Origin of the sequence: Halalkaliarchaeum sp. AArc-CO (assembly GCF_024972735.1) — an archaeon.
In the GTDB taxonomy this organism is placed as follows: domain Archaea; phylum Halobacteriota; class Halobacteria; order Halobacteriales; family Haloferacaceae; genus Halalkaliarchaeum.
Genome location: NZ_CP087723.1, coordinates 459,951 through 481,790 on the forward strand (window position 1 = coordinate 459,951; position 21,840 = coordinate 481,790).

At 67.3% G+C, this 21,840-nt stretch carries 20 protein-coding genes and 1 tRNA gene; 12 read left to right on the forward strand and 9 right to left on the reverse strand.

The genetic code is table 11. The features are described 5' to 3' along the window. Positions 1 to 32: 32 nt before the first annotated feature. The 3 genes from gap to AArcCO_RS03040 all read left to right on the forward strand — a co-directional run bounded on the left by gap (position 33) and on the right by AArcCO_RS03040 (position 2,945). Positions 33 to 1,079 (forward strand): type I glyceraldehyde-3-phosphate dehydrogenase, encoded by a 1,047-nt coding sequence (gene gap, locus AArcCO_RS03030; RefSeq protein ID WP_259534956.1) that lies wholly within the window; start codon positions 33 to 35, stop codon positions 1,077 to 1,079. Between the two features lie 75 nt (positions 1,080 to 1,154). Beyond that, positions 1,155 to 2,372, forward strand: coding sequence for a phosphoglycerate kinase (locus AArcCO_RS03035; protein WP_259534957.1), 1,218 nt, complete (start codon positions 1,155 to 1,157; stop codon positions 2,370 to 2,372). Between the two features lie 57 nt (positions 2,373 to 2,429). Further along, entirely contained in the window at positions 2,430 to 2,945 is a 516-nt protein-coding gene (locus tag AArcCO_RS03040; protein ID WP_259534958.1) for a metallophosphoesterase, read from the forward strand. 18 nt (positions 2,946 to 2,963) lie between these two features. Here AArcCO_RS03040 and AArcCO_RS03045 read toward each other — a convergent pair whose 3' ends face one another. Further along, positions 2,964 to 3,782, reverse strand: coding sequence for a hypothetical protein (locus tag AArcCO_RS03045; RefSeq protein WP_259534959.1), 819 nt, complete (start codon positions 3,780 to 3,782; stop codon positions 2,964 to 2,966). Positions 3,783 to 3,891: 109 nt separating this feature from the next. On the opposite strand from AArcCO_RS03045, the gene AArcCO_RS03050 reads away from it, so the two are divergent. Then, entirely contained in the window at positions 3,892 to 4,239 is a 348-nt protein-coding gene (locus AArcCO_RS03050; protein ID WP_259534960.1) for a hypothetical protein, read from the forward strand. 150 nt (positions 4,240 to 4,389) lie between these two features. Here AArcCO_RS03050 and thrC read toward each other — a convergent pair whose 3' ends face one another. Together thrC and AArcCO_RS03060 are read right to left on the reverse strand one after the other, a co-directional pair. Further along, positions 4,390 to 5,619, reverse strand: coding sequence for a threonine synthase (gene thrC, locus AArcCO_RS03055; protein ID WP_259534961.1), 1,230 nt, complete (start codon positions 5,617 to 5,619; stop codon positions 4,390 to 4,392). Between the two features lie 75 nt (positions 5,620 to 5,694). Next, positions 5,695 to 5,845 (reverse strand) — tRNA-Met (locus AArcCO_RS03060). Positions 5,846 to 5,965: 120 nt separating this feature from the next. Between AArcCO_RS03060 and AArcCO_RS03065 the strand changes: the two genes are divergently transcribed. Next, entirely contained in the window at positions 5,966 to 6,898 is a 933-nt protein-coding gene (locus tag AArcCO_RS03065; RefSeq protein ID WP_259536518.1) for a DNA-3-methyladenine glycosylase family protein, read from the forward strand. A 27-nt stretch (positions 6,899 to 6,925) separates the two neighbouring features. Here AArcCO_RS03065 and AArcCO_RS03070 read toward each other — a convergent pair whose 3' ends face one another. Then, positions 6,926 to 7,357 carry a DUF5788 family protein gene (locus tag AArcCO_RS03070; protein ID WP_259534962.1) on the reverse strand — a complete coding sequence of 144 codons (432 nt, stop codon included), beginning with the start codon at positions 7,355 to 7,357 and terminating at the stop codon, positions 6,926 to 6,928. Positions 7,358 to 7,408: 51 nt separating this feature from the next. Beyond that, complete coding sequence (gene dnaK / locus AArcCO_RS03075; protein WP_259534963.1) at positions 7,409 to 9,370, reverse strand: molecular chaperone DnaK; 1,962 nt, start codon at positions 9,368 to 9,370, stop codon at positions 7,409 to 7,411. Positions 9,371 to 9,599: 229 nt separating this feature from the next. Here dnaK and AArcCO_RS03080 point away from each other — a divergent pair, with 229 nt between their 5' ends. After that, positions 9,600 to 11,000 (forward strand): arylsulfotransferase family protein, encoded by a 1,401-nt coding sequence (locus AArcCO_RS03080; RefSeq protein WP_259534964.1) that lies wholly within the window; start codon positions 9,600 to 9,602, stop codon positions 10,998 to 11,000. 44 nt (positions 11,001 to 11,044) lie between these two features. Here the strand turns inward: AArcCO_RS03080 and AArcCO_RS03085 are convergent, their stop codons facing one another. Together AArcCO_RS03085 and dcd are read right to left on the reverse strand one after the other, a co-directional pair. Next, complete coding sequence (locus tag AArcCO_RS03085; RefSeq protein ID WP_259534965.1) at positions 11,045 to 11,947, reverse strand: thiamine-phosphate synthase family protein; 903 nt, start codon at positions 11,945 to 11,947, stop codon at positions 11,045 to 11,047. Further along, entirely contained in the window at positions 11,944 to 12,576 is a 633-nt protein-coding gene (gene dcd / locus AArcCO_RS03090; RefSeq protein ID WP_259534966.1) for a dCTP deaminase, read from the reverse strand. The genes AArcCO_RS03085 and dcd overlap by 4 nt, the downstream gene beginning before the upstream one ends. Positions 12,577 to 12,689: 113 nt before the next feature. Between dcd and AArcCO_RS03095 the strand changes: the two genes are divergently transcribed. After that, complete coding sequence (locus AArcCO_RS03095; protein ID WP_259534967.1) at positions 12,690 to 13,874, forward strand: tRNA sulfurtransferase; 1,185 nt, start codon at positions 12,690 to 12,692, stop codon at positions 13,872 to 13,874. A 34-nt stretch (positions 13,875 to 13,908) separates the two neighbouring features. Here AArcCO_RS03095 and AArcCO_RS03100 read toward each other — a convergent pair whose 3' ends face one another. Further along, a complete protein-coding gene (locus tag AArcCO_RS03100) occupies positions 13,909 to 14,652 on the reverse strand; it encodes a Yip1 family protein (protein ID WP_259534968.1) in 744 nt (247 codons plus the stop codon). An 89-nt stretch (positions 14,653 to 14,741) separates the two neighbouring features. Between AArcCO_RS03100 and pth2 the strand changes: the two genes are divergently transcribed. The 5 genes from pth2 (at position 14,742) to AArcCO_RS03125 (ending at position 20,702) form a co-directional block, all read left to right on the forward strand. Then, complete coding sequence (pth2, locus tag AArcCO_RS03105; protein ID WP_259534969.1) at positions 14,742 to 15,080, forward strand: peptidyl-tRNA hydrolase Pth2; 339 nt, start codon at positions 14,742 to 14,744, stop codon at positions 15,078 to 15,080. After that, positions 15,080 to 16,519, forward strand: coding sequence for a tRNA pseudouridine(13) synthase TruD (truD, locus tag AArcCO_RS03110; protein ID WP_259534970.1), 1,440 nt, complete (start codon positions 15,080 to 15,082; stop codon positions 16,517 to 16,519). The genes pth2 and truD overlap by 1 nt, the downstream gene beginning before the upstream one ends. Positions 16,520 to 16,586: 67 nt before the next feature. Beyond that, positions 16,587 to 17,432, forward strand: a complete 846-nt coding sequence (locus AArcCO_RS03115; protein WP_259534971.1) for a class I SAM-dependent methyltransferase — start codon at positions 16,587 to 16,589, stop codon at positions 17,430 to 17,432. A 100-nt stretch (positions 17,433 to 17,532) separates the two neighbouring features. After that, complete coding sequence (gghA, locus tag AArcCO_RS03120; protein ID WP_259534973.1) at positions 17,533 to 19,941, forward strand: glucosylglycerol hydrolase; 2,409 nt, start codon at positions 17,533 to 17,535, stop codon at positions 19,939 to 19,941. A gap of 50 nt (positions 19,942 to 19,991) precedes the next feature. Further along, positions 19,992 to 20,702 carry an SDR family oxidoreductase gene (locus tag AArcCO_RS03125; protein ID WP_259534975.1) on the forward strand — a complete coding sequence of 237 codons (711 nt, stop codon included), beginning with the start codon at positions 19,992 to 19,994 and terminating at the stop codon, positions 20,700 to 20,702. Between the two features lie 51 nt (positions 20,703 to 20,753). Here AArcCO_RS03125 and AArcCO_RS03130 read toward each other — a convergent pair whose 3' ends face one another. Further along, on the reverse strand, positions 20,754 to 21,839 hold the full coding sequence (locus tag AArcCO_RS03130) for a saccharopine dehydrogenase family protein (RefSeq protein ID WP_259534977.1): 1,086 nt from the start codon (positions 21,837 to 21,839) through the stop codon (positions 20,754 to 20,756). Position 21,840 lies beyond the last annotated feature (1 nt).

The following is a 21,840-nucleotide window of genomic DNA, read 5'->3' on the forward strand; positions in this document are numbered from 1 at the left end:
ATTTTAAGTGCTCGACAGCCTACCACTCACATATGAGTGAAAAATCGTACCTGTGCGGGGGCGAGGACGCGGACGACGTCGTTCGGGTTGGACTGAACGGTTTCGGCCGGATCGGGCGCAACGTCTTCCGCGCGCTGCTTTCGGATCCCCGGATCGAACTCGTCGGCATCAACGACGTGATGGACGCCGAGGACATGGCGTATCTCGGAAAATACGACTCGGTGATGGGACGGCTCGACGGGCTCGAGCTCGAAGACGACGCCCTGTCGATCGGCGGCACGAGCGTCCCGATTTTCGACGTTCAGAGCCCTGCGGAACTCCCGTGGGACGAACTCGACGTCGACGTCGCTTTGGAGTGTACCGGCGTGTTCCGGACGTACGATGACGCGTACGGCCACGTCGAAGGCGGTGCCGACACCGCGATCATCTCCGCGCCGCCGAAGGGCGACAAACCTGTCAAACAGCTCGTCTACGGCGTCAATCACGAAGAGTACGACGGCGAGGACGTCGTCTCGAACGCCTCCTGTACGACGAACAGCGTCACGCCGGTCGCGACGGTGCTCCACGAGGAGTTCGGCATCCGGTCGGGGACGCTGACGACGGTCCACGCCTACACCGGCTCACAGAACCTCATCGACGGTCCGATGGCCAAAACCAGGCGGGGGCGGGCCGCCGCGGAGAACATCGTCCCGACCAGTACCGGCGCCGCACAGGCCGCAACCGAGATACTGCCGGAACTCGAGGGGAAACTCGACGGGATGGCGATCCGGGTGCCGGTCCCGAACGGCTCGATCACGGAGGTCGTCGTCGACCTGGAGTCGTCGCCGGACGCCGCAGAGATCAACGAGGCGTTCCGCGCGGCGGCCGACTCGGGTCCGCTGGCGGGCGTGCTCGGTTACACCGACGAGGAGGTCGTCTCCCGGGACATCACGGGCCTGCCGTTCTCCACGTACGTCGACCTGCCGTCGACGAACGTCGTCGGTGAGGACGGGCTCGCGAAGATCCTCACCTGGTACGACAACGAGTACGGCTTCTCGAACCGGATGCTCGACATGGCGGCGTTCCTCGCCGCCTACTGAACCGCCTCCGGACTGTATCGACCGCCGACTGACCCGACGAGTTAATTCGGTTCCAACGAAACCAGCCGACTACCCATGTTCAGGACCATCGACGATCTGCCTACCGAACAGCGCCTGCTCGTCAGGCTCGATTTGAACTCGCCCGTCGAAGACGGCGAGGTACAGGACAACCGCCGGTTCTCCCGACACGCCCGCACGGTTCGGGAACTCGCGGAGGCCGGCCACCGGGTGGTCTGTCTGGCCCACCAGGGGCGACCCGGACGCGACACGTTCGTCTCGCTGTCCCAACACGCCGACGTTTTGAGCGAGCACGTGGGTCGCGAGGTCGGGTTCGTCGCCGACACGTACGGCGAGGAGGCGCAGGCCGCGATCGAGGAGCTCGGGCCGGGCGAGATCCTCCTTCTGGAGAACGTCCGGATGTGCGTGGACGAACTCCCGGAAAAAGACCCGGAAACCCACGCGAAAAGCGAGTTCGTCGAGACGCTTGCGCCGCTTTTCGACGCCTACGTGAACGACGCCTACTCGGCGGCCCACCGGAAGCACGCCTCGCTCGTTGGATTTCCCGTCGTCTTGCCGGCGTACGCCGGCCGAGTGATGGAAACGGAGTACGAGGCCAACACCGCGATCGCGACCCGGGAGTTCGACGGACCGGTGACGATGGTCGTCGGCGGGACCAAGGCGACCGACGTGATCGGGGTGATGGACGCGCTCGAGGACCGCGTCGATCGGTTCTGTCTCGGCGGCGTCGCGGGCGAGCTCTTCTTGCGCGCGGCGGGTCACGACGTCGGCTACGACCTCGGCGACGGCGATCTCTACGACGACCAGTGGGCGGACAACCGGGAGACGATCGAGCGCGTCCTCGAAGAGAAGGGCGATCAGCTCACACTCGCGGTCGATTTGGCGTACGCCGACGCCGACGGAGAGCGGGCGGAAGTGACTCTCGAGGAGATCGACGAGAAAACCGAGGACTATCTCGACGTCGGCACCGAAACCGTCGACGTCTACGGGGAGTTGATCCGCGAATCCGACGCAGTCTTCGTGAAAGGGGCGCTCGGCGTCTTCGAGGACGAGCGGTTCGCCGACGGGACGGTCGGCGTGCTCCGGGCGATCGCCGACACCGACTGCTTTTCGGTCGTCGGCGGCGGTGACACCTCCCGGGCGATCGGGATGTACGGCCTCGACGAGGACGACTTCTCGCACGTCTCGATCGCTGGCGGGGCGTACATCCGGGCGCTGACCGGCGAACCCCTGCCGGCAGTGGAGCTGTTGCAGACCGCAGACGACAGAGAGTAGTCGAGACGGTACCCCCGGCAGCGTACGTTTTTGCCCGTCGCGTCCACACTGTCGGGTATGCTGCTCGGAATCGTTTCGGACACCCACGACGACCTGGACGCCGTCGAGGCGGCGGTGACGTTCTTCGAACGCGACGGGGTCGACGCAGTCGTCCACTGTGGCGACTTCGTCGCACCCTTCTCGGCGACCCCGTTCGACGCCGGCTTCGACTTCTATGCGGTCCGGGGGAACAACGACGGCGAGTGGAACCTCCAGTCGGTGGTCGACGGCTTCGGAACCTATCTCGGCGAGGCGGGCGCGCTGTCGCTCGACGGTCGCGATATCGCCGTGTATCACGGCACCAGCGACGTGCTCGTCGACGGTTTGGTCGACGCCGGAACGTACGACTACGTCCTCCACGGCCACACCCACGCCCACGGGATCGAGGAGCGCGGCGGGACGGTTCGGATCAATCCCGGCGGGCTACCGATTCCCGTCGAGGGGGCGGACGACGTCTTCAGAGTCGCCACGATCGATCTCGCCGCGGGCCCGGGAGCGGACGCGGTCGACCACCACGTGCTGGACCGGCCGTAGGAATCACCGTCGATTGCGTTAGTTTTCGGGGTGGTTCTCGACCCAGTCAGGACGGTCGACGGAGACGTTTTCGGTCCGGTACTCGTAGGTGAGTTCCTGGCTGACAGTCGCGTCGCGGTTGAGCAGGTAGTGAAGGTACGTTTCCGTCCCCCGGGTGAGTTCCCACCGTACGTCCGCGGCCACCAATACGGACGTCTCGGGATCGATCTCGACTGTCCCCTCGGCGTCGGAAATGCGGTACGACTGTTCGCCGGCGTACCAGCCGGATTCGGGCCGGAGCGTTCGTATCTCCGGACTGTCGTCGTTTCCGGCAACTGCGTCGTGGTCGACCGTGTCGTACTGCACGAGGCGAAGCTGTGCGGCGACGACCGAGGCGGCCCCCGCGAGCCTGTCACCGCCGTCGGTGCTGGGGTCGGCGTCCACGGTCGTTATCGTCACCGATTCGCCGTTGCCTCGGTGTGTGAGGACCTCCAGATCCTCGTCGTCGTCGAACTGCTGCATGCGGGCGTCCGCCTCCGATTCGTCGACGACGTACCGGGCGTATTCGGCCCCGGAGGTGCCGTTCGGCTGGTATCGCTCGACGACCGTCTCTCCCTGGACGGTCCGGACGTACCGCTCCCCGGACGCCGCCACTGCGCCGTCGATCTCCAGTGTCGATTCGCCGTCGGTCACGATGGTCGCGAGGAGGTGGTACTCGTCGGAGACGGGGGACTCGAACGCCTCCACGGCGGGACGCGGCTCGGCTTCGGAGACCGGATACGCGACGCTCGCTACGAGCAGGACGTTTCCCACGACGAGAGCCACGACGACCAGCACGGGGAAACGTGGGCGGTTCATTCCGTCTGGGATTCGTCCGGTATCACTTAAGTACTGACGCCGTCGCTGCCCGTCACCCGAAGTCGGTTCAACCGCCAGGTATACGTTCGACAGCCCCAAACCGAGCGATATGACACGCTGTCGTCTGCACGTGTTCCCGCCGGGGGACGACGACGTTCCCGCCGAGCCCGACGAGATCGAGGAGCGTCGACGAGAGCTCGAGTCGGTGTTCGACGACCTGTTCACTCGGACGGACGCGACCCCGATACAGGACACCTCTCCGGAGTGGGTCTCGGCCGTCTTCGAAGAGGAGGACGGGGTCGACCGCGTCGACGAGTTCGAGGAGGAGTCGCTCCGGATCTACCCCGAGGCGGACGTGCTTCGGAGCCGTCAGAGCCGCAACGTGATCGACGGCCGGGGGGAGCAGGAGGGATACGACGAGGCGATCATCCTCCAGGTGACGTACGCGATCTCTTGATCCGCCTCTCGGAACGTCGATCCCCCGGGACGTACCGTTTGAAAGTAAAAACGCGATATATTTCACCCGAAAGATTAGCCACTGCGAGTGAAACTATCGCGTACTCCTCCGTTCGGAGGAGCGCCACATACCTGCGGTCACACTCTTTGTTCACTCCCCGTACCGGGCGGCCACGTCGTCGATCGAAGGGGAGATCGACTCGATCTCACCGCCGGCTTCGAGTGCGGCTTCCGCGTCTTTCAGTCCGTGACCGGTCACGACCGCAACCACCGAGTCACCTGGATCGACGATGCCCAGCCCGCGAGCCTTCCGGATCCCTGCGATCGGCGCTGCGCCCGCCGGCTCGGCGTAGATCCCCTCGACACTCCCCAGGAGCTTCTCGGCGGCGAGGATCTCCTCGTCGCTCACGAGGACGGCCGTGCCGTCGCTTTTCTCCAGGGCCCTGCAGGCTTTGACCGTGTTCCGTGGGCGCCCGACGGCGATGCTGTCGGCGACGGTCTCCGCGACCGCCGCGGTGTCGTCGTGGCCGTGAAACGCGTCGTGGATCGCGCTTGCTCCCTCGGCCTGGACGCCGAGCAGTCGGGGCTCCTCGTCGACGAATCCGAGCTCGCAAAACTCGTGAAAGCCCTTCCAGCCGCCGGCGACGGTGCAGCCGTCACCCATCGCGAAGACGACCCAGTCGGGAACGTTGCCGCGGGTCTGCTCTGCGAGTTCGTGGCCGACCGTGCGTTTCCCCTCGACCTGAAACGGATTGACGGCGGCGTTCCGGTTGTACCAGCCGTAGCGGTCGGTGACGGCCATGCTCAGGTCGTACGCCTCGTCGTAGCTCCCCTCGACTGCGAGCACGTCGGCGCCGTACACGAGTGCCTGGGCGAGTTTCTCCTCCGGTGTGTCCCCGGGGACGAAGATCCGGCACTCGGCGCCCGACCGTGCGGCGTATCCCGAAAGCGAGGCGGCGGCGTTGCCGGTCGACGCACAGGTGACCACGTCCCGTCCCGCCGTTCGGGCTCTGGTGACTGCGACGCTCGAGGCCCGGTCCTTCAGAACGCCCGTGGGATTCCGGCCGTCGTCCTTGATGTGGATCTCGACCCCGAGTTCCTCGCCGAGTCGGGGCGCTTCGAGCAGCGGGGTTCCCCCCTCGCCGAGCGTCACCGGGCTGACGTCTGGATCGACCGGGAGGAACGCACGGTATTTCCACTGGCTCGGGATGTTGCCGTCGAGGTCGGCGTCGAACAGCTCTCGGATCCGCGCGTAGTCGTACCGGACCTCGAGAATACCCCGGACGCCGTCGTGTTCCGGACACGTGTAGATGACCTGGTCCGGCTCGTAGCGCGCGCCACACAGGGTACACTCGAGCGTCCGAACGTGTGGGAGGCCCATACCGCTACCAGACAGCCTCGAATAATAAGCTCGGTCCACGTCCTCGTCGGCTCGGCTCGCGGAAGAAACGACGGATGGCCGGGGCGGGCTCCGAACCCGCGATCTCCGCATGGCCCAGGTACGAGGCTCGGCAGGCCCCAGGGGCGCACGGAGGCTTCCAAGGCGAACCGCACCGAATCTCGAAACCCTATGAGTGCGGCGCTATGTCCAGCTAAGCCACCCGGCCTCGCTTTCACGTACTGCGATGAAGGCCTTTAAGCTTCTCATCTCGACCGGCCGACGCCGGGAGGATCTGCTCGAACGGCATCCGAAACGGGGAAAGCCACCGAGTCCCGAACGGGAGCCAATGGAGTCGGGAACGATCGGCCTCGCCGCGGTGGACGGCCCGTTCGACCTGCAGGCGACCCTCGAGAGCGGGCAAAGCTACCTCTGGGATCGATCCGACGGCCGGATGTACGACAGCGGCGACGCCACGCCCAGGAGCGGAGACGCGTGGTACGAGACGGTCGTTCCACCGATCGAGGGCCTCACCGACGACCGAGTTCCTCTCCGGGTGCGGCAGGTCGGCGGCGTCCGCGACGGAACCCTCGAGTGGGAGTCAACCGTCGACGCGGTGCCCCTTCTGACGCACCTGCTGCGACTGGACGACGACCTCGATGCGATCCGGGCTGCAGCCCCCGACGTTCCGCTGTTCGACCGGGCGTTCGACGCCTACGAAGGGATGCGGCTGGTTCGGGATCCTGCGTTCCCGTGTCTGATCTCGTTTATCTGCTCGGCCCAGATGCGCGTGTCGCGGATCCACCGGATGCAACGATCGCTCGCGGAGACGTACGGCGATGCGGTCCAGTTCGACGGCCGGACGCTTCACGCGTTTCCAACGCCCGACCAGCTCGCCGCCCGAACCGAAGCCGAACTTCGGGAGCTGTCGCTGGGCTACCGGGCGCCGTACGTCCGGAAAACCGCGGGGATGGTCGCCGACGGCGAGGCGGATCCCCGCGAGGCCGCCGACCTCCCCTACGAACAGGCCCGCGAGTCGCTCACCCGGTTCGTCGGCGTCGGCGACAAGGTCGCAGACTGCATCCTGCTGTTCTCGCTGGGCTACCTCGAGGCGATCCCGCTGGACACCTGGATCCGGACCGCTGTCGCCGACCACTTCCCCGACTGCGACCGGGGAACCTACGCCGACACCGCGCGGGCGCTGCGCGACCGGTTCGGCGGCGAGTACGCCGGCTACGTCCAGACGTACGTGTTCGCACACCTCCGCGGCGGCGGGAAGTGAATGGGGAACACGAGTCGTCGATAGCGCTCACTTGCCGACGGATTCGAGGAAGTCCAGCCAGCGTTTGTGGTCCGCGATGGAGGATTTCGTCGCCTGCTCCCCGTACGTGGGTCGCCGGAGGTTCTCGAGGGCGTTGATCGCGCGGTCGAGCCCGATTATCTCCTCGGCGATCCGGTCGGCCTCAGCCCGCGTCAGCGACTCCGTTTCGAGCCGGCCGTGGAGCTGTTTGCGCCGCTTCGAGAGCTCGGTGGTCGCCTCCTTGACGAGGTCCCTGGCGTCCGGCGGCACTCCCTCGACCTTCCGGGTTTCGATGAGGAACTCCCTGAGGTGAAACTCCTCGCCGCCGACGGCGACCGTCTCGGGGGTCCGCGCGCCGACGGTCGCCCCCTGGCGGTTGACGCGACGCAACAGCTCCTCGCGCTTCTGTTGGTCCAACGTTTCGTCTTCCTCCCCGTCCATACGCGAACAGAGACGACCCGTACAAAAGAGCTTCAGGTTCTCGTCGTCGCGTTACTCCTCGTCGTCCTCGTCGCTGTCGTCGACGTCCTCGAAGTCAGCGTCGACGAACTCGTCGCCTTCGGCGGCGTCACCGGCGCCCGCACCTGCGGCACCGCCCATGCCGCCGGGTCCTGCGCCGGCCGCGCCGCCCATGCCGCCCGGACCGGCACCTGCGGCGCCGCCCATGCCGCCCGGACCCGCGCCGGCCTCGCCGGCACCGGCCTGGGCCTGTTGCTGGTACATCTGCTTGCCGATCTCCTGCAGCTCGGTCGACAGTGCCTCGGTGGCGTCCTCGATCTCCTCGGTGGTTGCGTCGTCGTCTTCGAGGGTGTCCTCGACGTCGGCGATGGCGTCCTCGATCGACGCGCGCAGGTCGTCGTCGACGGCTTCCTCGTTTTCTTCCAGCAGGGTCTCGGCACGCTGGACGGCGCTTTCCGCCTCGTTGCGCGCTTCGATGCGCTGGCGCCGCTTTTCGTCCTCCTCGGCGTGTTTTTCGGCCTCTTCCTGCATCTGTTCGATCTCCTCGTCCGAGAGGCCGGCGCCACCTTCGATCGTGATCGACTCTGCGTTGCCCGACCCCTTGTCTTCGGCGGAGACGTTGACGATGCCGTTCTCGTCGATGCTGAAGGTCACCTCGATCTGCGGGGTGCCGGCCGGCGCCGGCGGAATGCCGGTGAGCTGGAATGCGCCCAGGAGTTCGTTCTCCTCGGCGATCTCGCGTTCGCCCTGGAAGACGCGCACGTTGACCGAGGTCTGGTTGTCGGCGGCGGTGGTGAAAACCTTCGACTCCTCGGTCGGGATCGTGGTGTTCTTCTCGATGAGCCGCTCGAACAGGCCACCCTTGACCTCGATCCCCAACGAGAGCGGCGTCACGTCCAGCAGGACGATGTCGTCGACTTCGCCGCCGAGCACGCCGCCCTGGATCGCCGCACCCAGCGCGACGGCCTCGTCCGGGTTGACGTTCTTTTTGGGCTCCCGGCCGGTCAACTCCTCGACTTTCTCCTGGACCATCGGCATCCGGGTCGATCCACCGACGAGGAGTACTTCGTCGATGTCGTCCTTGTCGTAGCCGGCGTCTGCAAGCGCCTGTTCGGTCGGCCCGACGGTTCGCTCGATCAGGTCCGTCGTGAGCGACTCGAACTTCGCCCGGGTGAGGCTCTCCTCGAGGTGGACCGGCCCGGAGTCGGTCGCCGTAATAAAGGGCAGGTTGATCGTCGTCTCCTTGCGGCTCGACAGTTCGACCTTCGCCTCTTCTGCGGCCTCGGTGAGCCGCTGGAGCGCCTGTCTGTCCTCCCGGAGATCGATCCCGTGATCGTTTTCGAACTCGTCTGCGACGTAGTCGATGATCGCCTCGTCCCAGTCGTCGCCCCCGAGGTCGTTGTCCCCGTTGGTCGCGACGACCTCGTAGACGCCGCCGCCGAGTTCGAGGATCGAGACGTCGAAGGTGCCGCCGCCGAGGTCGTACACGAGCACGGTCTGATCGGACTCGTCGTCGAGGCCGTACGCCATCGACGCCGCGGTCGGCTCGTTGACGATCCGTTCGACCTCGAAGCCGGCGATCTCGCCGGCGTTCTTCGTCGCCTGCCGCTGCCGGTCGTTGAAGTAGGCAGGGACCGTGATCACTGCCTTCTCGATCTCGTCGCCGAGATACTCCTCGGCGTCGCGTTTGATCTTCTGGAGGATCATCGCCGAGATCTGCTCGGGGGTGTACTCCTCCCCCTCGATCTCGACGGTGTACTCTTCATCGCCCATGTGCCGCTTGATCGACTGGATCGTCTTGTCGGGGTTCTGGACTGCCTGGTTCTTCGCGGGTTTGCCGACGAGACGTTCGCCGTCGTCGGTGAACGCGACCACGGAGGCGGTGGTTCGGTCCCCCTCGGCGTTGACGATGATTTCGGGCTCGCCACCCTCCATCACCGCGAACGCGCTGTTGGTGGTACCGAGATCGATACCGAGAATCTTGTTGCTCGCCATCTTGGTCTCACGTATCGGCTCCCGGCCGTTAAAGGTTACTAGATAGCGATCGTCGGGAGCACAGACGAAGACGGCTTCCTCTTGCGATTCCGTCTTCCGGCACGTGGCGATATCCGTTTCATTTATATTGAACCTGTAGACTGCCGGCGTCGGCTGTGGCTCCGTTCGACTGGTGTATTCCCCCGGGGAGACTGACAAGAGTTACGTCGGCCCGCTATCTACCGCGAGTATGGACCAGCGGACGCGAGTTCTCGTCGTCGGCGGTGCGGTGCTGCTTCTCGTCGTCGCCCTCGGCGTGCAGGCGGTCGCGATCGACCGGGGGACAGTGGTTGAGCAGGACGCGGAGGCCGGCGAGCCGTATCCCGGAAATACGCTCGTGGGCGTCCACTCCTGGGATAACGACGGTCGACTCGTCGAGATCACTCCCGACGGGGAAATCGCCTGGGAGTATGCGATCGACGACTCCCGGTTCTTCGGAATCGATCCGTTACGCGAAGGCGAGGCGGCGCCCGGGATCGAACCCCAGGAGGACGGCAACGTGGTGCTGTTTGCGCTCGGGGAAGTGATCCCGGCCGAGAACTGCGACGAGGAACATCTCTCATACGAAGCGACGTTCTCACACGGGCTGGATCCCCACGAACACTGCGTGAAAAACCGGGTGATCCTGATGGATCGCTCGAACGAGGAGATCGTCTGGGAGTACAACTGGCACGACGAGATGATCCACTGGCACGAGGTTCACGACGCCGTCGTCACCGAGGACGGCGAGGTGGCGATCATCGACATGGGCAAGAACCGCGTGTTCACCGTAAACGAGGCTGGCGAGATCACCTGGGAGTGGTACGCCGCCGATCACATCGATCAGGGGACCGAGTTCTTCGAGGAACACGTCGAAGCCAGCCCGCACGTCGACGATCCCGACGACTACGCGAAGTCCAGCGAGGTCGACGACTGGATCCACTGGAACGACATCGTCGAGACCGAAGAGGGGAACTTCCATCTGTCAGTGCGCAACTACGACATGCTCATCGAGGTGGACCCCGAGACCGACGAGATCGTCGACACGATCGGCCAGCCCGGCAACCACTCGGTGATGCAACATCAGCACAACCCCCAGCATCTCGAAGAGCACGGCACCGTCCTCATCGCCGACAGCGAGAACAACCGTGCCGTCGAGATCGACGCCGACACCGAGGAAGTCGTCTGGGAGTACACCGGACCCGAGGGTGATCCCCTCCAGTGGCCTCGGGACGCCGATCGCCTTCCCAACGGAAACACGATTATCACCGACTCCCGGAACAACCGGATCCTCGAGGTCAGCCCGAGTGGCGAGGTCGTCTGGCAGTTCGAGGACCCCGACGGGGCGGTGATCCCACTGCCGTACGTCGCCGACAGGCTCCCGGTGGGTGAGACCGCCGGCGGACCGCCGGGCTACGAACTCGACGAGCGGACTGCCGCGGATCACGGCGTGACAGAGCAGGTACGCGAGGCTGAAACGCTCGCCCGGTGGGTGCTCCCCGGCTGGATGCATCTCCCGCAGCTTTTGAACCTGCTTGCGATCGTCTTGGGGTCCGCGTGGCTCCTGGGTGAAGGGGCGTTGTACGGGTGGCGGCGTTACCGGGCTCGCTGACGACGGCTTCCATTCCGCACTACAGGTTCACAGGAGTTCACGGCTCACAGCAGTTCACGAACCACTCGCGCCGCCGCCGGCGCGTCCGCAGCGAACACGTAGATGATCGGCTCGACGCCGACCTCTGCGGTGTGATAACAGACAAACGGAGGGTCCGGCTCAGCGCGTTCGAGGACATTCCGAACCGCCTCGGGTGTGTCCGTCCCCGTCTCGAGTTCGACGACCTGATATCCCGAGCTGGACAGCGCCTCCAACAGCTCTTCGTCGTAGCGGATGTTGACCGCGCCGCGAACGTCCGCCCCCGACTCGCGGGCGGCCAACAGTACGGACGCGAGGTGATCGCTCACGCCGAACTCCACCTCGCCGGGAACCGTCGCTCTCCCTTTCACGTCGACCAGCCGACCGGGCACGGCAGCGACGTCGTCGACGCCGGCAGCACCCGGCAGACACTCGACCACGTTGGAGCCGACCGCCGGGATCAGCCCGGCGAAGCCGGAGGCGTTCGTCAGCGTCCGCAGCCCCCGCCGCACCGACGAGAGCACCTGTTCGGTCGTCCGCAGCGCGCCATCCGGGTCGTGGATCGCGTACTCGACGTCGACCTCGGCAAGCTCCGGCATCGCCGCCTCGTGGAGCTCCGCGAGCAGGTCGCCGTCCTCGAGCCGCCGGATCAGCACCTCCGCCTCCACGAGCGCCTGGACGCTGGTCACGTCGCCGGTCGAGAGCCCCTCGCCGATCCGTTCGACGAGCGACCGCACCCTGTCGTCGGCCATGATCCGGTCGTTCGTTGCGACGTCGCCGTGGGCGTACTTCGAGACGGCCGACTGGCTCACCCCGAGCGCGTCGGCGACTTCGTGCTGGGTGAACCCACGGTCGCGGAGCTCTTCGGCCAGCATAGACCGGAACGTTGGCAGGAATTCCTCGACGACGATCTCCTCGATGAACTTCATCGTCCCGATCCCTCGTCGTCGGCTCTCGGGTCGGGTTCCGCCCGGTCTGCGGGGGTGAACTCCGGATCGTTGCCGATCCGGGACGCCTGTGGGCCGCGCTGGCCCTGGTACTTGGAACCGCGCTCCTCGCCGTAGGGGCGGTCGGCAGGCGATTTCAGTTCGGTGAACGTGAGCTGGGAGATGCGCATTCCGGGCGTGAGTGCGACCGGCGCGCTGCCGAGGTTCGACAGTTCGAGGGTGATCTGGCCCCGGTACCCAGGATCACACAGGCCGGCGGTGGCGTGAACGACCACGGCGAGGCGCCCCAGCGACGACCGTCCCTCCACGTGGGCGATCAGATCGGACGGGATCTCCACGCGCTCTTTGGTGGTCCCGAGCACGAAATCGCCGGGATGGAGAATGAAGTCCTCCCCTTCGGGAACGCGGGTCTCGGTGACGTACTCCTCTACCTCCTCTTCGGCGTTCGGGTGGATGCAGGGAATGTTCGTCCGCTGAAACTCGAGGAACTCCTCCCCGAGTCTGAGGTCGACGCTTGCCGGCTGGATCTGGGTGTCGTAGTCGTCGATCGGCTCGATCACGAGGTCGCCGTCCTCAAGCCGAGCCAGAATGTCGCCGTCGGAAAGGATCATACTCCCCTGGCCGTTCCGCCGGGAATAAAAACCTCCGGCTTGCGGGCTGTCGCATCCTCCCGGACACGACGACATGCGCAGGTGATTTATCCCGCTGCCGTCTCCCCACGACTATGGAACCGCCCGGGGCCGACACCGTCCTCGTCCGATACGGCGAGATTACTACCAAGAGCCCACGCGTCCGTGGGTGGATGGAACGGGAACTCCGGGAGAACCTCTCGGCGCTGTTGTCGGACCGCGGGATCGAAGCGACAATCGAGCCCCGCTATCGGTCGCGGCCGCTGATCCACACGACCGAGGCCGACGTCTCGGCTGCGACCCGGACGGCGGCCGACACGTTCGGCGTGACCTCCGCGAGCGCGGCGCTCCGGACGGCGCCGACCACGGAGGTGATCACCGACGCACTAGCACGGACCGCCACAGCTGAGTACGACGGGGGAACATTCGCGGTCCGGGCGCGGTGTGCGGGCGAGGACCATCCGTTTTCGAGCGAGGAACTCGGCGAGATCGGCGGCGACGCGGTGTGGGACGCAGTAGAGGACGACTTCGAGCCGGCCGTCGATCTCGACGATCCGGACTGGTCGGTCTCCGTCGAGTGCCGGTCCGAGGACGCGTTCGTCTTCCTCGACAGGGAGGATGGGCCCGGGGGACTCCCGCTCGGGAGCCAGGAGCCACTCGTCGCACTGGTCAGCGGCGGGATCGACTCCCCGGTGGCCGCATACGAGGCGATGCGCCGCGGCTCGCCGGTCGTTCCACTGTACGTCGATCTGGGTCGCTTCGGGGGGATCGACCACCGTGCCCGGGCGGCCGAGACCGTCGCGACGCTCTCGGAGTACGTTCCCGGCGAGGACCTCCGGCTCCGGATCGCGCCCGGCGGGGAGGCGGTCGAGACGCTGATCGAGGGGATGGATCAGGGACGGATGCTCGCCTGGCGTCGGTTCACGTTCATGGTGGCCGAGGCGGTCGCAAACCGGGAGGACGCTGTCGGGATCGTCACCGGGGAGGCGATCGGCCAGAAGTCGAGCCAGACCGCGAGCAACCTCGCGGTGACGGCCGCCGCCACGTCGCTGCCGATCCACCGGCCGCTGTTGACGGCGGACAAAAACGACATCGCAGCGCGGGCCCGCGAGATCGGGACGTTTCCGGATTCGACGATCTCGGTCGGCTGCAATCAACTGGTTCCGGAACAGCCGGAAACTCGGGGCGAACTCTCGGAGATCGAGGCGATGGAGCCCGACGAGCTGGCGGAACTTGCGGCGAAGGCGGCTCGCGACCTCGACCTCGTCGATCCCGACTGACGGAGGCACCGCCCCACCGCCGTTCGACTATCCCTCACGTCAGCGCCAGGAGCCCCCACCCCGCCAGTGGAATCCCGACGGCGAACGCTGCGGCCGGCCACTCCAGGTCGTGGACTTCGCCGATTCCAGCAGCGAGGAGATACCACTGCCACAAAAGCGTCAGGACCGAGGCGACGAGCAGGGGTGTCTCGAGTGGCGCGAGAACGGCCGCGAGCTGGTCGGGAAACGACTGGACGGGGCCGGTGAACGTCGTGGTGCCGAGCACGTACCGAAGCCCCGCAAGGCCGACGAACAGTCGGACGAACTCGGGGACAGCGCCCCAGGCCGCGACTCCCAGGGTGGGGAGCAACCCCCCGTCACCGCCCGCGATCCGGGCGAAGGCGAACAGCGCGACCCCGGCGACTGGCCACAGCAGCAAGCTGAAAACGAAGACGGGGAAGACGTACTCGCCGGCAGCCTCCCGGATCAGCGAGCCGGCGTCGCGTTCCACCGTCGCCGGTTCGTCGCAACCGTCGCCGAGCGCCGAGTCGGGATCGTCGCCGTGGGCGTCACACACCCACTCCGGGGGGCGGTCCGGATTGTCCATCGTCACCGTGGCGTCGGTGCTCGCCGCGAGCAAGCTACCGAGATACCAGACGCTTCCCGACAGGACGATCGCGAGCGCGAGCACGATCGCGAACCCGGCGGCTGCGCTCGTGGCGAACTGCCGTTCGCGGAAGAACTCCCGCGGGGAGCGGAGGAACTGTTCGACCTGGCGGCGAAACTCCTGGAGGGCCATACTCCCCTGTCTGTTCCCCGACCGTCAAATGTTTTCGTGCCGCCGGCGTGGACGGTCAGCCCTTTAACGGCTGCCCGCCAGGTTCGCGTATGAAGCAGGCAATCGTCGCCCGAACCGACCTCGGTATGGGCCAGGGGAAACTCGCCGCGCAGGTGGCCCACGCGTCGCTTTCGGCCTACGAGGAGGCCGACCGACGGACGCGGCGGGCCTGGAAAGGAGAGGGGCAAAAGAAGGTCGTCCTCAAAGCCGCAGGGGAAGCCCAGCTGTTCGAACTCGCGGACGTCGCAGAACGCGAGGGACTGCCGTACGCGATCGTCCGCGACGCGGGCCACACCCAGCTCGATCCCGGAACCGTGACCACGCTCGCGGTCGGCCCGGGGAACGACGAGGTCGTCGACCGGGTCACCGGGGAGCTTTCGCTGTACTGATGCGCCCGGCACACCCCAGAGAACAGGTCGTCGGGATCGACTACTACGTGAGCGACGCCGAGCCGATCGGCGGCCGGCTCCGGGACCGCCCGGCAGACTTTCGCGTCCGCGAGATCGAGGCGTTCGACGTCGAACCCGCCGACGCCGATCCGGGCGCGTATCCGGACGTCGTCTGTCGAGTCACGCTCCGGGCGTGGGATACGAACGACTTCGCGGCCCGGCTGTCGGACGTGCTGGGGATGAGCCGCGAACGGATCTCCTGGGCCGGCACCAAGGACAAACACGCCGTCACCACGCAGCTGTTCTCCGTCCGGGGCGTCGCTCCGGAACGGATCGCGGCGATCGACGGCGACGGTGACAGTGACGGATCGGGAATCGACGGCGCCGAGATCGACGTCGTCGGTCGCGCCGGTCGGCCGATCTCCTTCGGCGACCTGGCCGGAAACGCCTTCGAGATCGTCGTTCGCGACCCCGACCGACCCGAACTCGCAGACGACGTCACCGCCCAGCTCCGGTCGTTCGCCACCGGCGGAGACGAAGAATCGTCCGATGGTCCCGGTCCCGAGATCGGCGTCCCGAACGTCTTCGGCCACCAGCGGTTCGGCAGCCGGCGGCCGATTACCCACGAGGTCGGGCTCGCGATCGTCAGGGGCGACTGGCGGACGGCAGTCAGGACCTACGTCGCCAGCCCGTTCGAGGCGGAGCCCGACGACACAAGGAGAGCACGCGCTTTCGTCGACGACCAGTTCGAGTCGGCGTCGCCGGACTGGCAGGCGTGCCTGGATGCAGTCCCCCGCAAGCTCGGCTTCGAGCGCGCGATGCTGCACGGCCTCGTCGACGCCGAGGCCAGCGATCCGGGCTCGACCGCGCCCGACGCTCCCGTCCCCGATGACGGCGGCGTCTGGCGGGCGGCGCTCGAGGCGGTGCCGAGCAACCTCCAGCGGCTGTTCGTCCACGCCGCACAGTCGTATCTGTTCAACCGGATCTTGAGCCGACGCCTCGACGCCGGACTCCCGTTTCACCGGCCGGTCGCCGGCGACGTCTGCTGTTTCGCCGACGCCGACGCGCCACCGGAGATCCAGAAACCGGACCCCGACCGGCTCCAGCGGGCGGACGACTCCCGGGTCCAGATTCTTTCGCGCCACTGCGAGCGCGGCCGGGCGTTCGTCACCGCGCCGCTCGTGGGCACCGAAACCGAGCTGGCGGACGGCGAGCCCGGCGAGATCGAACGCGAGGTGCTTTCCGACGCCGGAGTGCAGCCTGCAGACTTCACACTCCCCGGGGAGTTCGACTCGACGGGTACCCGGCGGGCGATCCTCCTCCGGACCGACGTGACTGTCGAGGCCGATCCGCTGACGCTCTCGTTTGCGCTTCAAAGCGGGAGCTACGCGACCGCAGTGTTGCGGGAATATCTGAAGGTCGATCCGCTGTCGCTTTGAGACTAGTCTCCCGATCGATGCGCGGGATTTCGCTTCCGTTAACCCGCGCCGTTTCCAACCTCGGGGTGTGAGACGGTTCGACGCGGCGTACCTGGACCGAACGCGACGGGGGATGTGGGCGGAGGACCGTACGGCCCTCGCCGACCTCGACCTCGGGAGCCGACGCCGGATCCTCGACGTCGGCTGTGGGACCGGCGAACTCACCCGCGTGCTCGCCGAGGAGGCCGTCGACGGTCGCCGGCAGGACAGAGCGACCCCCGAGCTCGTCGGCGTCGACGCCGATCCGTCGCTTCTGTCTGTCGCCCGCGACCGATGGGTCGCCGGAGACCTCCCGGCGCCCGCGTCGTTCCTCAGGGGGGACGCGACCCGGCTGCCGTTCGGCGACGGCGCGTTCGACCTGGTCGTCTGTCAGGCGCTTTTGGCCAATCTCCCGGAGCCGGAGGCCGGCGTCGACGAGTTCGTCCGCGTTTCCTCACAGCTGGTCGCGGCGATCGAACCCGACAACGACGCCGTCGCCGTCTCCTCGACGGTGGACGCCGAGGAGACGCTCGAACCCCGTGTCAGGGAGGCGTACATCGACGGCGTCGGGACCGACGTCGCGATCGGCGACCGGGTCAAGGCCCTCTTTGCGGACGCCGGGCTCTCGGACGTCCGGGTTCGCCGCTACCTCCACGAGAAGCGCGTCGAACCCCCCTACTCCGAGCTCGCCCTCGAAAGCGCCGCCAGGAAGGCGTCGGGCGGGGGGCTCGCAGACCATGCTCGGGAGTTGCGACGTGCACTGGGGTCGGAGGGATACGACGACCTCCGCGGGCGGTGGCGCCGGATGGGCCGGAGCGTCGTCGAGCAGATGCGCGCCGGGGAGTACGAGCGCGTCGAGGTCGTTCCGTTTTACGTCACCGTCGGTAGACTGTAGCCGTCGGTGGCACAGGACGTCGGCAGTCCGGGCCGACGGCGGTCCGGGCCGACGGTGGCCCGTCAGTCAGACTGATTAACCACTACGACAGTTGTAAACTATGGCGGCAGACTATTCACCGGCTGCGCTGCTCGAGGCCGAAACGGACCGACTGTGTGGTCGGTGTCTCGACGCCGTCGACGCCGAGGACGACCGGTTCGAGGCGGCGAAGACGATCGCCCCGATGCTGGGGGCTCACTGGCGGGACGACCACGCTACGTTCGGCTTCTGGACACCACAACTCCTCGAGTCGGGCGTCCCGCCGGAGGACGTCTCCCTGGAGCTTATCACGCCGACCGAGCCGGTGGACCTCTCGGGCGAGCCCTCGACAGTGTCGGTGCGTCACGAACGCGTCCCGACGCGCCGGACCGGCGAGTTCACCTGGGCGGCGGTTTCGGGCGTCCGCCCCGGTACCCGCGACCGGCTGGGCACCCTGTACCGGCTCGTGTACCCCGACGACGACGGGGGGACGGAGACGATCGGCGATCCCCTCGCCTACTCGCTCCCGTTCGGGGCGTACGCGCCGCCGGAGCTGTACGACGTCGACCGGCTCGACCGCGAGCGCGACGACCGGGCGTACTTCGAGGCGCTTGGCACCGACGGTGAACGGATCGAGACGATCGACCACGACGGCCTCCCCCGGGTCGAGCCGGCGACGAACCTGCTCGAGATCCATCCGGGAACCGCAACCGAGTCGGGGACGCTGGCCGGGCTGACACGCCGGTTCCGCGAAATCGGCCGCAAGAAGCGGGCAGGGGAACCGCTCACCCCTGCCGAACGGAACTTCGACGGTTACGACGGTGTCCAGCTGATGCCGATCGCACCGATTACGGAGGGCGACTACCAGCCGGACGGGTTCCGGATCGAGGAGACGACCCCGGACGCGGGCCGGGCGACGGTGACGCTGTGCCGCCCGGAGCTTATAAACTGGGGCTACGACGTCGTCGTCTACGGCTTCGGCGCGATCAACCCGGCGATCCTCGGGACCGGCCGCCCCGACGAACTGGTCGATTTCATCGCCACGCTCCACACGCTTCCCGAGCCGATGCGCGTGGTGTTCGACGTCGCCTTGGGCCACGCCGACACCGGGGCGGTTCCCCTCCTCTCCGACGAGTACTTCCAGGGGCCGGGGATGTACGGGCAGGAACTCGAGTACACCCAGCCGACCGTCCGGGCGATCCTGCTCGAACTCCAGCGACGGAAGATGGACTGGGGTGCCGACGGGATCCGCGTCGACGGCGCCCAGGACTTCACCAACTGGGATCCCGAGACGGAGTCGGAGTGGCACGACGACGAGTTCCTCGCGGAGATGGACGCCGTCACCCAGACCGTCGCGGGGACGGAGTACCGGCCGTGGATGATCTTCGAGGACGGCCGGCCCTGGCCCGAAGAGGACTGGGAGCTCGCCTCAACCTACCGAGAACTGATCCGGGAGCACCCGCACGCCTTCCAGTGGGGACCGGTGACGTTCGCCCACAACACGCCGGCGATTCTCACCTTCTGGGCCCGCAAGTGGTGGCGGGTCCGGGAAGTCGCCGAGATGGGGGGTCAGTGGATCTCCGGGGTCGCCAACCACGACACGCTCCGGCGGGGGGCGCAAGTCGAGGTGGGCGAGGAGTGGAACGCCACCCAGGAGAACCCGTACCTCGCGGAGACGCTGCCGGAAACGATCGAGTCCGCCTATAACAACCCCGCCGCGAACGTGCTGTTTTACGCCTTCCTGCCGGGGGTTCCAATGGAGTTTCTCAACGCCACCATGCGGGCGCCGTGGGACTTCGTCCGCGACACCGACGACACCTGGAACGTGAAAGTCGTCGGCGAGGCGGCCTACTTCGTCGACTGGCGCGTCCCCGCAGATCGGTTCGACGACCCGGCCCACTTCACGCGACTGAAGGATCTCGGCTTCGAAACCCGCGAGGACCTTCAGGAGTTCGTCCACGCGCTCGCCTCGACGGTCGAGTTGACCGACTACGACCTCGATCGGATGGCCGAGATCCTCTCGACGCTCTCCCCGCCGATCGCGGACGGGGAGCCCACGGCGGCCGACCTCGAGGCGTTCGCGCTCGCGTGGATGCGCGACGTCGCCGACTACTGCAACCTCTCGAACTGGACCGACGAACAGGATTCCGACCGGACGGCGTTCGACCGACGGGTTCGGCAGTTCCGCCACGACCGACCGTGGCTCCGGCACGACCTCCGCGAGGACGACGTCTTCGGGCGGCGTCATCCCGCCGACGGGACCGTCCTGTATTACGGCCTGCGGCGCGCACCGGACGGGAGCGAGGACCTCCTGTTCGTCGCCAACATGGAGGGCCAGCCCGCGACGGTGACGCCGACGGAACTCCTCGACGCGACAGTCGGCGGCTGGAAGCGGGCGCTTTCGACGCCCGGCCTCGAGGAGCCGATCGCCGAACTCCCGGTCGAGCTCGCCGACAGCGAGGCGGTCGTGTTCTCGCGACGGCGGCAATAGCTCCGGTTTTCGACCACCCGCTTTTTGTCCGTCGCCGCCGACGCGCCGGTATGACAAGCGACGACGACCGCGTTGCCGTCGTGACGGCGGCCGGACGCGGGATCGGCGCGGCGTGTGCACGGACACTGGCCGACGGGGGGTACACCCCGGTACTGCTGTCGAAATCCGGCGCGGCAGTCGACGTCGCCGAGGAGCTGGGCGGCGTCGGGTTCGAGGGGTCGGTGACGGAGTCGGCCGACCTCGGCGCGCTGGTCGAGGCCGCCACCGACCGGTACGGGCGGATCGACGCGGTCGTGAACAACACCGGCCATCCGGCGACGGGGCCGCTGTTGGAGATCGACGACGAGGCCTGGCACGAGGGGCTGGATCTCGTGCTGTTGAACGTCGTCCGGATGGCCCGGCTCGTCACGCCGATCATGCGCGAGGCCGGCGGCGGCTCGATCGTCAACGTCTCCACGTTTTCGGCGTTCGAACCTTCACCCGACTTCCCGGTGTCGTCGGTGATCCGTGCGGGGTTGGGTAGCTTCACCAAACTCTACGCCGACCAGTACGCCGCGGACGGCATCCGAATGAACTCCGTGCTCCCCGGATTCGTGGACAGCTACGAGGTCGACGAGGAGACGCGCGCGGAGATCCCGATGGGCCGGCCCGCCGGCACCGACGAGATCGCCGACGTGGTGGCGTTCCTCTGCTCGCCGGAAGCGAGCTACCTGACGGGACAGAACGTCCGTGTCGACGGCGGGCTCACTGACTCCATCTGAGATGCCCGACAGCCGTCGTCCCGGTCGAACCGCGAGCCAAAACTGTCCCAGTCACTCGTCGAAGAAGCCTTCGACCCCGCCCAGTTCGAGGACGAACTCCGGCCCGAACGCGGTCGCCGGCGTCTGGAAACCGGCAGCCGGACCCTCCCCGCCGTCGCCGGGGGCGGAATCGAGCAGCCGTTGTGCCGCCGTCGTCGCGGCGTCGACGGTGAACGCGTACGTCTCCGGGGTTTTCAGGCGGGAGGTAACCGTCCGGTCGCCGTCCGTCGCTTCGCCCCAGACGTAGCAAGCACCCGTCTCCCGCTGGGTTTTCGACGGGCCGGTGACGGTCGCCCGCACGAGCCGCTGGAGCCCCCGTTTCACTGGCTCCGCGCCGAGTATCGGCGACAGGAACCGTCCGAAACGGAGAGCGATCCCGACTGATCTCGGCAGCGCCAGATACACCGCCACGTTCTCGATCCCGGTCGATCGGTACGCCGTCGAAAGGTCGCCCATGGGGGCCAGCACAGCGTTGCGCTCCCCGCGGCCGAAGTCGATTCGTCGGCGTCCCCTGCCGACCGGGACGTCGACGATCTCGCCGTCGCGGCGCCGTTTCCCGCCCGCTTCGAACTGCTCGATCGCCGTCGCGAGCGTCCCACGGGAGACAGTTCCCGACGGGTCGAACCCGAGGCGGAGCCGCGTCGCGGTCGGTAACCGGTCGTACAGATGGCGGGCCAGACAGTCCGTTGGCACGACGTCGAACCCCACGCCGGGGAGCAGACAGACGCCGGCAGCCGCTGCCTCCGCGTCCCGGGCGGCGATCGCCTCGAACACCGGAATCTCGCCGGTGACGTCGAGGTAGTGCGTGCCGGTCCGGAGACACGCCTCGACCAGCGGCCGGTAGGTGTCCACGAACGGCCCGGCACAGTTCAACACGGCGTCGACGCCCTCGAGGTTCGGCACGATGGAGTCGGCAGCGTCGCCAGCCAGCCCGGAGTCGAGTCCGAACACCGCCCCGTCACAGTCGATACGGTCCGCGAGTGCGGCGACGTGCTGTCTGTCCCGCCCGGCCACGACGACGTCTACGTCCCGGGAGACGGCTTCCGCCGCAACTAGCTCGCCCGTGTATCCGTAGGCACCGTATATCAGTAGCGTCACG